At 44.9% G+C, this 12,318-nt stretch carries 11 protein-coding genes; 8 read left to right on the forward strand and 3 right to left on the reverse strand.

The window, feature by feature from the left end; genetic code table 11:
- The first annotated feature begins 55 nt into the window (after nt 1-55).
- The 5 genes from MJ612_RS11405 to MJ612_RS11425 all read left to right on the forward strand — a co-directional run bounded on the left by MJ612_RS11405 (nt 56) and on the right by MJ612_RS11425 (nt 5,828).
- A complete protein-coding gene (locus tag MJ612_RS11405; protein WP_187033651.1) occupies nt 56-721 on the forward strand; it encodes a hypothetical protein in 666 nt (221 codons plus the stop codon).
- 95 nt (nt 722-816) lie between these two features.
- Nucleotides 817-1,503 (forward strand): deoxyribonuclease V, encoded by a 687-nt coding sequence (nfi, locus tag MJ612_RS11410; RefSeq protein ID WP_187033652.1) that lies wholly within the window; start codon nt 817-819, stop codon nt 1,501-1,503.
- Nucleotides 1,504-1,643: 140 nt separating this feature from the next.
- Nucleotides 1,644-4,262, forward strand: coding sequence for an ATP-dependent chaperone ClpB (gene clpB, locus MJ612_RS11415; RefSeq protein WP_187033653.1), 2,619 nt, complete (start codon nt 1,644-1,646; stop codon nt 4,260-4,262).
- A gap of 211 nt (nt 4,263-4,473) precedes the next feature.
- Nucleotides 4,474-5,028, forward strand: coding sequence for a hypothetical protein (locus MJ612_RS11420; protein WP_187033654.1), 555 nt, complete (start codon nt 4,474-4,476; stop codon nt 5,026-5,028).
- Between the two features lie 140 nt (nt 5,029-5,168).
- On the forward strand, nt 5,169-5,828 hold the full coding sequence (locus tag MJ612_RS11425) for a DUF4142 domain-containing protein (protein WP_187033655.1): 660 nt from the start codon (nt 5,169-5,171) through the stop codon (nt 5,826-5,828).
- Nucleotides 5,829-5,980: 152 nt separating this feature from the next.
- Here the strand turns inward: MJ612_RS11425 and MJ612_RS11430 are convergent, their stop codons facing one another.
- Nucleotides 5,981-6,343, reverse strand: a complete 363-nt coding sequence (locus MJ612_RS11430; protein ID WP_187033656.1) for a SpoIIAA family protein — start codon at nt 6,341-6,343, stop codon at nt 5,981-5,983.
- A gap of 140 nt (nt 6,344-6,483) precedes the next feature.
- On the opposite strand from MJ612_RS11430, the gene MJ612_RS11435 reads away from it, so the two are divergent.
- Together MJ612_RS11435 and MJ612_RS11440 are read left to right on the forward strand one after the other, a co-directional pair.
- Nucleotides 6,484-7,077 carry a HupE/UreJ family protein gene (locus tag MJ612_RS11435; protein WP_187033657.1) on the forward strand — a complete coding sequence of 198 codons (594 nt, stop codon included), beginning with the start codon at nt 6,484-6,486 and terminating at the stop codon, nt 7,075-7,077.
- A 62-nt stretch (nt 7,078-7,139) separates the two neighbouring features.
- Entirely contained in the window at nt 7,140-9,479 is a 2,340-nt protein-coding gene (locus MJ612_RS11440) for a M1 family metallopeptidase (protein WP_187033658.1), read from the forward strand.
- Between the two features lie 56 nt (nt 9,480-9,535).
- On the opposite strand, the gene MJ612_RS11445 is transcribed toward MJ612_RS11440, so the two are convergent.
- Both MJ612_RS11445 and MJ612_RS11450 read right to left on the reverse strand, forming a co-directional pair.
- Nucleotides 9,536-10,882 (reverse strand): NAD(P)/FAD-dependent oxidoreductase, encoded by a 1,347-nt coding sequence (locus MJ612_RS11445; protein ID WP_187033659.1) that lies wholly within the window; start codon nt 10,880-10,882, stop codon nt 9,536-9,538.
- A gap of 226 nt (nt 10,883-11,108) precedes the next feature.
- A complete protein-coding gene (locus MJ612_RS11450) occupies nt 11,109-11,744 on the reverse strand; it encodes a carboxypeptidase-like regulatory domain-containing protein (RefSeq protein ID WP_250419129.1) in 636 nt (211 codons plus the stop codon).
- A gap of 107 nt (nt 11,745-11,851) precedes the next feature.
- On the opposite strand from MJ612_RS11450, the gene MJ612_RS11455 reads away from it, so the two are divergent.
- On the forward strand, nt 11,852-12,238 hold the full coding sequence (locus MJ612_RS11455; RefSeq protein WP_187033660.1) for an ArsR/SmtB family transcription factor: 387 nt from the start codon (nt 11,852-11,854) through the stop codon (nt 12,236-12,238).
- The last annotated feature ends 80 nt before the right edge of the window (nt 12,239-12,318 follow it).

Raw genomic sequence — 12,318 nt, forward strand, 5'->3', positions numbered from 1 at the left:
TGTGTTCCCATCTCAAAACAAGAGCTTTACGTACTCCTGAAAAATGTACCGGTTTATGCAGAAATTATTTGGTTTTGCCCTGTTGTGGATTTTATGTAGCAGTTGCCAATCTGAAGATCGTGTTGCAGAAGATGCTGCCGCAGGACAAAGTATAGACTCACTGGAAGCCGTGCAGGAAGAACCTGTGCGCGAGCAAACTACAGATACATTGTCTTTCGAAGCTGCTTTCAACAGGTTCTTTGCAGCCCTGCATGCAGCAGACACTGCAACTATAAATCAGTACATCTATCCAACATATGGCTTATGGGTAATAGAGCAGCCGGGTGCTTTACCTAAAATGACGCGCGTTACAGACATCTCTGCATTTAAACGGGAATACCAGGACCGCTCCTTTTTTACCTTGCGTGAAGAAATGAAAGCCTGTGACCTGAAAGAAGAAGTATGGCCTACTTTCGACTGCGCCAACATGAACTACGAAGCCGGAAAATCGGGATATAGCAAGGATGGTTGCTTTGTAGCAGGGTCCGCCAAATTTCAGAAAAGCGGCTACTGGGATTACGCCAGCCTGTCAGAAGCCGAAATTAAAAGAATAAAAGCAGCTTTACCATTTGTACAAAAATCGGTACTACACACAGCCACGTCATTTGAGTTTCATTTTGGATTTATAGATGGCCGGTGGCAATTACTGTTTACCAAGCTCATCTATCCGTGCAGCGCTTAGGTAATTTTGAATAACTGAATTTTGAATAACTGAATTATAATTCCGTATGTAGCTCTATTCAGTCATTCAGTTATTCACTCATTCAAAATTAAACCATGGCCTACTACCGACGCTTCGACTATCCTACACCTGATCCGGCTATACTTGCCAGGCTTACCGAGCAGCAACGCGAGATGCAGGAGCGTATTATACTTCAAAAACCTGACTTCGACTTAAAACTCATTGCCGGCTGCGATTCATCTTTTATAGGTGAGGACACGATACTTTCGGCGTTTGTACTGCTAACGTACCCGGCGTTGGAGCTAGTGGAGAAAGTATGGCATGTCGGACCGGTAGAGTTACCTTATATTCCGGGTTTCCTGGCTTTCCGCGAAGCGCCTAACTTGCTCAAAGCTTATGAAAAATTGCAACAGAAACCTGACCTGATTATGGTAGATGGCCACGGTATCTCTCACCCGCGCCGACTGGGCATTGCTACACATGTAGGTCTGCACTTAAACAAACCAACTATGGGTGTAGCCAAAAAAGTATTGGTAGGCAAGTATAAAGAACCCGAAGTAACTAAAGGCTCTGTTTCGCCACTGGTTTACAAAGACGAGATCATCGCAAACGTACTCCGAACAAAAGACAATGTTAAGCCTGTATTCGTCTCTCCCGGCCACCTGATGGATCTTGAATCTGCTACAAGTATAGCGATGGCCTGCACTACCAAGTATAAGTTGCCTGAACCTACGCGCTTAGCCGACCATTATGCAGCAGTATTTAAGCAGGAGGTGAAATAAATTGCGCCATTATGTCTTAAAACACACAAATACTGATTTTTAAATATGACATAATTACATATTAAGCTCCTAAAAATACCATTGGTTTACCCTTTGCTATACAGCTCGTAGAAATCAACTATGGAAACAGGTAAATCGATATGAACTTTAATAACTATACCATCAAAGCCCAGGAAGCCATACAGAAGGCTACCGAGATAGCAGGCGGCAACCAGCAGCAGGCTATCGAAACCGGGCACATTTTAAAAGCAATACTGGAGACAGACGAAAACGTAACTAACTTTCTACTCCAGAAACTGAACATCAACGGAAACATCCTGCACAGCAAGCTCGACGAGATCGTAGAGGCTTACCCAAAAGTAAGTGGTGGTAGCCCATACTTAGCCAACGATGCGGCGGCAGCGCTGCAAAAAGCAACTTCTTATTTAAAAGAGTTTGGCGATGAGTATGTAGCTATTGAGCACTTGCTACTGGGTGTACTCGCTGGTCGCGACAGAGTGGCTGGCCTGATGAAGGATGTTGGTTTTAACGAAAAAGACTTAAAGAAAGCGATAAAAGAACTTCGCGGTGGTGCCAAGGTAACCGACCAGAATGCCGAGGCAAAATATAACTCACTGAAACGTTACGCCCGCGACCTGAACGAGATGGCCCGCAGCGGCAAGATTGACCCAGTTATTGGTCGCGATGAAGAGATCCGCAGAGTACTGCAGATCCTGAGCCGCCGTACCAAAAACAACCCTGTATTGTTAGGTGAGCCCGGCGTAGGTAAAACCGCTATTGTAGAAGGACTGGCCCAAAGAATAGTATCGGGTGATGTACCGGAAAACCTGAAAAACAAAACACTGATGAGCCTGGACATGGGCTTATTGGTGGCAGGCGCCAAGTATAAAGGCGAGTTCGAAGAGCGTTTGAAAGCGGTGATAAAAGAAGTAGTGGATGCTGAAGGAGATATCGTACTTTTCATTGACGAGATACACACCCTGATTGGTGCCGGTGCGGGTGGCGAAAGTGCTATGGACGCAGCCAACCTTTTAAAACCAGCTTTGGCGCGTGGTGAGCTGCATGCCATCGGTGCCACTACGCTTAAAGAATACCAGAAGTATATCGAAAAGGATAAAGCGCTGGAGCGTCGGTTCCAGGCAGTTATGGTAGACGAGCCAAGCGTACAAGATGCCATATCTATACTTCGTGGTATAAAAGATAAGTATGAAGTGCACCACGGGGTACGGATTAAAGACGATGCCATCATTGCCGCTGTAGAGCTTTCTCATCGCTACATTACCGACCGTTTTTTACCAGACAAGGCTATTGACCTGATGGACGAAGCGGCCGCGAAACTGCGAATTGAGATTGACTCTCTTCCGGTAGAGTTAGATGAGATTCAGCGCCGCATCATGCAGCTGGAGATTGAGCGCGAAGCTATCCGTAGAGAGAATGATAAGGACAAGGAAACCATACTCTCTAAAGAGATTGCTGAGCTATCTACGAAGCGCGATGATTTGAAAGCCAAGTGGCAGAACGAAAAACAGATCATCGAGGGTATTCAGAAAGAGAAAGAGAACATAGAAAACTATAAACTTGAAGCTGAGCAAGCCGAACGAAGCGGCGACTATGGCCGTGTAGCTGAATTGCGTTATGGCAAGATTCAGGAAGCGGAAGCGAAGCTGAAAGAATTGCAGGAGCAGGTTCACCAGATGCAGGGCGAAAACCCGATGCTGAAAGAGGAAGTGAATTCTGAAGACATTGCCGAAGTAGTAGCTAAATGGACGGGTGTTCCGGTAAGCAAAATGCTGCAGAGCGACCGCGAAAAACTGCTGCACTTAGAGCAGGAACTGGGAAGACGTGTAGCTGGTCAGGAAGAAGCCATAGAAGCTATCTCGGATGCCGTGCGCCGAAGCCGTGCCGGTATGCAGGACCCGAAACGTCCTATCGGTTCGTTCATCTTCCTGGGTACAACGGGTGTGGGTAAAACAGAGCTTGCTAAAGCGCTGGCCGACTACCTGTTCAACGACGAGAACGCGATGGTGCGGATTGATATGAGTGAATACCAGGAGCGCCACGCGGTGAGCCGAATGATAGGTGCACCTCCGGGATACGTTGGCTACGATGAAGGTGGCCAGTTAACGGAAGCTGTCCGCAGAAAGCCATACTCTGTAGTGCTGCTCGACGAGATTGAGAAAGCTCACCCTGACGTGTTCAACATCCTGTTGCAGGTGCTCGACGATGGCCGCTTAACAGACAGCAAAGGCCGCGTGGTGAACTTTAAGAACACGATCATCATCATGACTTCAAACATTGGTTCGCACATCATCCAGAGTAATTTTGAGACGATGGATGAATATAACCACGACGAGGTAATTGAGCGCACCAAAGATGAAGTATTCGAGTTGCTGAAGAAATCGGTAAGGCCGGAATTCCTGAACCGAATTGATGAGCTGGTAATGTTCAGACCATTGAGTCGTAAGGATATCCGCAAGATTGTACAGATTCAGTTTGCTCATATCCAGGATCGTCTGGACGAAGCTGGCATCCGGTTAATAGCTACCGATGAGGTGCTGGATTACCTGGGTGAACAGGGTTACGATCCGCAGTTTGGTGCCCGACCACTGAAGCGTGTACTACAGCGCCAGGTGCTGAACGAGCTGTCGAAGGAGATCTTGGCCGGCACTATCAGCAAAGATTCTGTAGTAGAAGCAGTGCTGGAAGATGGCAGGATCCGGTTCAACAACATTGATGTAGAGATACCGACCGAGAGATAATTTTTTAAGTAAACATTAGTTTAAAGTATAGCTGAGATAAAAAGCGCCATTCTGCATGGAATGGCGCTTTTTTATTTATAAAATACACTTCTCTTATATAATCGCTGCCAGTTATTTCACGTATTAAGCATATACTTTTCTGCCCATCAATTCTGCAATCTCATAAACCCTGGATTTAGATATTCACGTTTTATTTTTAGGGCTATATCTCATGAAAATTTTCCTGATTCTGCTTTTGCTGCTAAGTGTAACACTTGGTACAAGCGCACAAAGTATACCGGCTTCTACAGTCGATTCCTACAACTGGATCTATCTCAAAAACGGTAGCCGTCCTCTGAAGGGAGTAACCGTGCAAGCTTCAGACTCTTCTCTTCATTTCGTCAACGAATCCTTTTTAGTAAGAAATACTGTTCCGGCTTCTATCAAACCATTAATTATACCTGTTACCCATATAGATAAAATAAAGTACCGGAGGCGAAATAATATTATAAGGGTGGGTTTGATCGGTGCATTAGGCGGCGCTGCATTAGGTGCTCTGATAGGGTACGCTAGTGGAGATGACACATGTGAATCCGGCTCGTGGTGTATGGTCCTGTTTTCTGCGGAAGATAAAGCGATGGTAGGTTCTATACTTGGCATACTTCCAGGTATGGGCATTGGTATGGCTATTGGCAGCTACCGAAAAACCATTTACATAAATGGCGCCCAAAGTACATATAGTTTAACCAGAGATGAATTGAAAAAGTATACTTTAACCAAACAGTAAGACCTATACTTTATACAAGGCTATAACATTTTTAGAAGTAATGGTAGGTCTGGCCACTCACTCCTGCAAACTGCTAAAAATCAACTCAAGCCCACACCTGCCGTATAATTAGCTGAATTTTAACATATAACTAAAAAGCTATGAAAAAAACATTCTTACTATTTGCTGCGGGCGCTTTATTGATTGGTTCAGCGTGTACAAGTACCGACACAACAACAACTGATACGACTACAGACACTACAACTACAACCGGCGAGACCACTGCAGACGATCCAACAACTACAACACCACCTACAGATACCACTACTACTACTGGAACTGGAGCCGGTGGTGTAACTACTACAGGTGGTGCTGCTACTACTATGACCAATATGGATGATGCTACGTTCCTGTCTACAGCTGCAAGCAGCAACATGATGGAGTTACAGGCAAGTAAAGCGGCACTGCAAAAAGCAAAAGATCCGAAAGTGAAAGAGTTTGCTCAAATGATGATAGACCATCATACAAAGGCAAGCCAGGACCTGAAGACGACAGCATCGCAAATGGGTTTAACTATAACTGGGGTTGTGATGCCAATGCACCAGAAAATGATTGATGAGCTGACAAACTATACCGGTACAGGCTACGACGAAAAGTACATGGACCTGATGGAGACGGCTCATAAAAATGATATCGCCATGTTTGAAGCCAAAAGCCAGAATGCGACAAACCAGGCTGTAAAAGATTTTGCAAACAGAATGACACCGACATTACGTTCTCACTACGAAATGGCTACAAACATTGAAGATACAGTAGACTAAGTCTTTTATACTTTAAAAACAACAACGCCGGCAGAAGCAGTTTTGTCGGCGTTGTTGTTTTTAAAGATCACTTTACCTGCAGCCCACGCTGTAATATATATAGCGGGTTGCATCAATTAAAATATGGAGCGGACCTGAAGTTATGCTAAAGCTCAAAATCCTTCCTGCACCCACCTCATAGCATCGGCCCGTTGCGATATGGTAAAATAACGCACCCCTCTTTTCTTTACCGGGCTTATCAGGTTGGCTGCTAATTCCTGCCACCACCGCTCCCCTACCATTGCCACACGTCCGTATTCGCGCCCATGCACAAGGTCAAACAACAGGTTTTCGAGAGCAGCTCCGGGCTTTACCCAATTCAGGTCGGACATTTCATAGTATAACCTCGCAGATCCGTACTGCTTCATTCTCTCCCGTATCAGCTCGCGGTACAGGTCAAAGTCTTCATTTGTCAGCTGTCCGCTTACCCGCACTGCAAGCATGTCGTCATGTGTTTCAGGTAAAACCGTTAACATAGCAGGTATAGTTATATTCTTTCTTTTATACGGTAAGTATCTAAAAACTCCTTCCACACTACGCATAAGCAGCACTTGCATATCAATGTATAAACATGTAAATTTCCGCTTAGCTTACACTATACCTATACTTTATCACTTTGTCATCTGTATTTTACACATACCTGCAGCTGGGCTTTCATCATATATTTAACCTAAAAGCCTACGACCACATGTTGTTCCTGTTTGCCTTATGCGCCATTTATACTTTAAGCGACTGGCGAAAAGTACTGGCACTGGTTACCAGTTTTACTATCGGGCATTCCATTACACTGGCTTTATCTACATTTAACATTATTAAGTTTGATACCGGGCTTATCGAGTTCCTGATTCCTGTTACAATATTCTTTACCTGTGTTACCAATTTCTTTAAACTGAAAGGCGCAGCCAGCAAGCAGCATACTGTATTTTCGATGCACAACCTGATGGCCATTTTCTTCGGACTGGTGCATGGCATGGGTTTCTCGAATTACCTGAAGTCTTTGCTTGGCAAAAACAGCGATTCGTGGCTGCAACTGCTGGCCTTTAACGTGGGCATAGAGCTGGGCCAGTTGCTGATCGTGTTTATACTTCTGATAGTGGCTGCTCTGATGCTGAACTTGTTTAATGCCAAGCGCCGCGACTGGATCATGGTGCTTTCGAGCGCAGCAGCCGGTATTTCCTTAATTTTGATGATGGAAACCAATATCTTTTAGAACACAATAAACTATACCTTACAACCAACTAAACTAATAACCTTAACTCACCTACATTTCTGATGAAAAACCTACTTACAGGTTTAGTCTTTTTCGGATTGGCCGCCGCCCCTTTTGCGGGCATGGCACAAAGCAACACCGATCAGTCTAAATTTAAGCAGTTGCAACAGGAGCTGCCTACACCAAACACGTACCGCTCTGCATCAGGTGCACCTGGCCACCAGTACTGGCAGCAGCGCGCCGACTATAATATTAAAGTTGAGCTAAACGACGAGAACCAGTCTATTACAGGTTCTGAAACAATAACCTATACCAACAACTCGCCGGACGTATTAACTTACCTGTGGCTGCAACTGGACCAGAACATCTTCGAGCCTAACTCGATGGCAAACTCAACCCGCACAGGCAACCTTAATGAGAAGATGTCTTTGCAGGCTGTGGAGTATATGACGCGTGAGGAATTTGACGGTGGCTTTAAAATTAAGGCTGTAAAAGACCGTAATGGCAAAGCGCTGAAGTATACGGTTAATAACACAATGATGCGCGTTGATCTTCCTACAGATCTGAAGCCTAAGCAAAGCTTTACATTCAGCATCGATTGGAACCACAACATCAACGATCAGAAGGCATTAGGTGGTCGCTCCGGTTATGAATACTTCCCTGCCGATGGCAATTACCTGTACGAAATGGCGCAGTGGTTCCCAAGAATGGCTGTGTACGATGATGTGAATGGCTGGCAGCACAAGCAGTTTTTAGGATCTGGTGAGTTTGCATTACCTTTCGGTGACTATAAAGTAAGTATAACTGTACCTGCTGACCACATTGTTGGCTCTACCGGTGAATTACAGAATGCAAGCCAAGTTCTTACCTCAACACAGCAGAAACGTTGGGCAGATGCTGCCAAAGCCGACAAGCCTGTTGTTATAGTTACCCAGGACGAAGCCGCCAAAGCCGAAAAAAATAAAGCAAAAGGTAAAAAGACGTGGGTTTACGCTGCTAAAAATGTGCGCGACTTTGCATGGGCCAGCTCCCGTAAGTTTATCTGGGATGCGATGAATGTAAAAGTTGGTGGTAAAAATGTACTGGCAATGTCTTACTACCCGAAAGAGGCTAACCCACTTTGGGGACAGTATTCAACGGAGTCGGTAGCACACACGCTAAAAGTATATTCCAAGCACACCATTGATTACCCTTACCCGGTTGCTATTTCAGTACATGGTCCGGTTGGTGGTATGGAGTACCCGATGCTTTCGTTTAACGGTTACCGCCCTGAAGCTGACGGCACGTATTCTGATCGTACCAAGTATGGCCTGATCACGGTTATCATTCACGAAGTAGGACACAACTTCTTCCCGATGATTATTAACTCGGATGAGCGCCAGTGGACGTGGATGGACGAAGGCTTGAATACATTTGTGCAGTACCTGGCAGAGCAGGAATGGGAACGTAATTACCCTTCGAGCCGTGGTGAACCAAGCAAAATCGTTAACTACATGAAGAGCGCTAAAAACACGCAGGTGCCGATCATGACCAATTCTGAATCTGTATTGCAGTTTGGTAACAACGCCTATGGCAAACCGGCAACAGCGCTGAATATACTTCGCGAAACTGTAATGGGCCGTGAATTATTTGACTACGCCTTTAAAGAGTATGCTAATCGCTGGGCCTTTAAACACCCAATGCCAGCAGACTTTTTCAGAACTATGGAAGATGCTTCAGGCGTAGACCTGGACTGGTTCTGGAGAGGCTGGTTCTACACTACCGACCACACCGATATATCAATTGAAGATGTGAAGTGGTTTACAATAGATTCACAGAACCCTGAGTTTGTGAATGCCCAGAAGCGTGCTGAGCAGAACAAAGCTCCTAAAACACTATCTGAGCAGCGCAACCTGAAAGATATTCAGAAGACACGTGTAGAACTGAGACCTGAACTGAATGACTTCTACAACACCTACGATCCGTTGGCTGTAACGGCAGCTGACCAGCAGAAATACCAGTCTTTCCTGAAGGGACTTACGCCTGAGCAGAAAAAAGCCTTGGATTCAGGATTAAACTTCTACGAGGTTGGCTTTAAAAACCTGGGTGGGCTTGTAATGCCGCTGGTAGTAAAAATGACCTTTGAAGATGGTACAGAGGAAGTGGTAAACGTACCTGCCGAAGTATGGCGCTACAATAACGAGGAGATTACCAAAGTTTTCGTAACTGAGAAACCTGTTGTTAATTTTGAACTGGACCCATACCTGCAAACGGCTGACACGGAATTATCTAACAACTACTTCCCTCGTCGTCTGGCACCTAGCCGCTTCGAGATCTTCCAGCAGCAGGAGCGCAACCAGCCAAACCCAATGCAGCGCCAGAACTCAACACGCAGCAACAACAGCAATAACTCAGGCCGCTAAGCCCCATAGTTTATACTTTAAAAAAAGCCTCCGGATATTCTACGGAGGCTTTTTTATTATTCGGCGCTATACTTATCAAAAAACCGCTGCTTTATCCTATCACCTTTCCGCACATATGGCCGAATGATAAGACGCGTACTGTTTTCATAAGTAAAGAATTTATAAACCCAGTTGCTGAGTACCACCAATTTATTCCGGAAACCGACCAGTGCCATAACGTGCACAAACAGCCAGATTGCCCAGGCCCAGAAACCTCCGAAGTGCATATTGCCTGGTAAGTCTGCCACCGCCCTGTTACGGCCTATAATTGCCAGAGATCCTTTATCTGTATATTCAAACTTCTCTAAAGGCTCTTTGCGTTGAAGTCGCACCAGGTTCTTACCCAATAGTTTACCTTGCTGTATAGCAGGCTGCGCTACACCCGGGTGCCCTTTTGGCCATTTCTCAGTTTTCATAAAAGCAATGTCACCAATAGCAAAAATATCAGGGAAGCCCAGCACCTGGTTGTATTCATTTACTAGTATACGGCCTCGCTCTATTGCCTCTGGCGGTAAACCATCTATCAGGGCACCTGCAACTCCGGCTGCCCATATAAGCGTGTTTGTCCGTATCTGCTCCCCGCTCTTCAGCACAGCCATATCTCCGTCGTAAGACTCAACCACAGTACCAAGCTTTATCATTACGCCAAGCTCTGTCAGGTACTTGTATGTTTTTTGGCTTGCTTCCGGCGACATCGGTGGCAGCACTCTGTCCATCCCCTCCACCAGGTAAATATTCATTTTACTGATATCCATACCCGGGTAATCAGAAGGTAGTACATGTTTCTTCATTTCGGCCAGCGCACCCGCCAGTTCCACTCCTGTTGGTCCACCCCCTACTATTACAAAGTTCATTAAGCTCTGGCGTAACTCAGGGTCACTGGTCATGTTGGCCTGTTCGAAGCATTGCAGCATCTGGCTGCGCAGGTTCAGGGCATCAGGTATTTTTTTGAGAGGGAAAGAGAACTTCTTGATCTGCTCGTTACCAAAATAGTTGGTTTTTGTGCCTGTAGCAATTACCAGGTAATCATAGTGCAGGTCACCAATAAGCGTCGAAACCGTTTTAGTAACCGGGTTTACATTTGTTACACGCACCAACCGGAAAAAAAAGTCTTCGTAATTATCGCTGCCGAAAAGCTTGCGAAGTGGCTCTGCAATCGCATCCGGCTCCAGACCAGCGGTAGCTACCTGGTACAGCAGCGGCCAGAAGCCATGGTAATTCTGCTTATCAAACATTACTACCTGGAAGTTTTTGCCACGTAGTTTTTTTGCGAGATTTATACCACCGAAACCGCCACCAATTATTACAACGCGTGGTTTCTGGGTGTCGGGTATATTAAGTGAGAGGTTCGTTACTGGAAGCATAGTTTCATTTATTTAGCATTAGCAACAAATGGTAATCACGATAGATAACCGGGTGTTGCACAAGTAGCATATACATATAGCTACATTGCCAAATAACGAAACGGACAGTGGTAAGTTACTTTTAGCTAAAATTGAACACAAAAAGCAACTATAACAGAAACAGCAAATTAGCTAAAGTAACAAGCAAAGAGCTAGAGGCACAACTTTTTAATAAAAAGGAAAGCTTTTACTTCTTTTTAAATTCTCCATTCTTAAGCATATCCAGCAGCTTAAGCACAGCAAACGGACTTATAGTTGGAAACTGATAACGGTTTTGCGTTTGTATCTGCTGATGTTGATTAACTACTTTAGAGTTAGCGTTTCCATCCATAGGTACAACAGTAAAGAGCTCTTTTAAACGTTCAGGGTCCAGGTTACGATTTGCAGCCGAACGACCTTCGTCTGGTAATTTCAAGGCTAAAACAGCTTGTTTAAAATCGCGTTCTGTAGCCCATGGTATAACTTTTACCTCTGCCAGTTCAATTGCTTCTTCCTGCATCTGCATTATTATTGAATAACTGTCAGATGGGTAATTTTTAGGTATAACCAATGTTTCCTTTTTATAGCCAAGTGCACTGAAAACGACAGTATCACCGGTCAGCACTGGTAGCGAGAAGAAACCGTAACGGTTGGTTTGCACACCACGACCGGTTTTGGGCACAAATACACTTACATTGCTTACCCCATACAGGCTATCGCCGATGGTAACGAAACCAGATAACTGTACTACACGATGCCCACCCTGTGCCTTTGCCTGTTCCGGCATGGCAGCAAAAGCAAACAGTATAAGTATAGTAACAGCAAATACTTTGTACAACTTCACGTGGCTATTTAAAGCTTTCAAAAACGACATCATGTAGTACAATTATAGGGTATATTATTTTATTATAGCAGGTTTTATCTATTTTTGTTTGCGTTGGCATCAGGAATATGCGGTTAAAACACTTTAGTTTATCTTTTGGGGAACAGGTATTCAAGGCGCTGGCCGATGAATCGCGTGTGCGCATCCTGAACCTGATCCTGCGAAACAAGGAAATGTGCATCTCGGACTTGGAACACATACTCGATTTTACACAAACCAAAACATCGCGCCACCTGGCTTATTTACGCAGTGCAGGCCTTGTAGCCCCTCGTAAGCTGGATCAGTGGGTTTACTATTCGCTAAAAGATGAAGCCGCTGACTTTATAAATCAGATATTCGGTTACCTGGAGCGCGACAATGTGTTACAGAAGGATCAAGAAACATACCAGATCCTGTACTCTAACCGCGAACTTGCCGTTAATAAATTACACAGCCGCCGCTGGACAAACTATTAACTTACAACCTAAACTATAAGCTATACTTTATATTGTCCATCTAGCCACAGAACTTAGCTTTCAGGTTTTAATCAGTACAA

Source organism: Pontibacter deserti (genome assembly GCF_023630255.1).
GTDB classification, from domain to species: Bacteria; Bacteroidota; Bacteroidia; order Cytophagales; family Hymenobacteraceae; genus Pontibacter; species Pontibacter deserti.

Excerpts from the sequence above, each read along its gene's own strand:
- MJ612_RS11425 (WP_187033655.1), top strand. The coding sequence starts at position 5,169 with ATGAAAAAAACATTCTTACTATTTGCTGCGGGCGCTTTATTGATTGGT.
- MJ612_RS11455 (WP_187033660.1), top strand. The coding sequence starts at position 11,852 with ATGCGGTTAAAACACTTTAGTTTATCTTTTGGGGAACAGGTATTCAAG.
- MJ612_RS11445 (WP_187033659.1), bottom strand. The coding sequence starts at position 10,882 with ATGCTTCCAGTAACGAACCTCTCACTTAATATACCCGACACCCAGAAA.
- MJ612_RS11440 (WP_187033658.1), top strand. The coding sequence starts at position 7,140 with ATGAAAAACCTACTTACAGGTTTAGTCTTTTTCGGATTGGCCGCCGCC.
- MJ612_RS11420 (WP_187033654.1), top strand. The coding sequence starts at position 4,474 with ATGAAAATTTTCCTGATTCTGCTTTTGCTGCTAAGTGTAACACTTGGT.
- clpB (WP_187033653.1), top strand. The coding sequence starts at position 1,644 with ATGAACTTTAATAACTATACCATCAAAGCCCAGGAAGCCATACAGAAG.
- MJ612_RS11430 (WP_187033656.1), bottom strand. The coding sequence starts at position 6,343 with ATGTTAACGGTTTTACCTGAAACACATGACGACATGCTTGCAGTGCGG.
- MJ612_RS11405 (WP_187033651.1), top strand. The coding sequence starts at position 56 with ATGCAGAAATTATTTGGTTTTGCCCTGTTGTGGATTTTATGTAGCAGT.
- nfi (WP_187033652.1), top strand. The coding sequence starts at position 817 with ATGGCCTACTACCGACGCTTCGACTATCCTACACCTGATCCGGCTATA.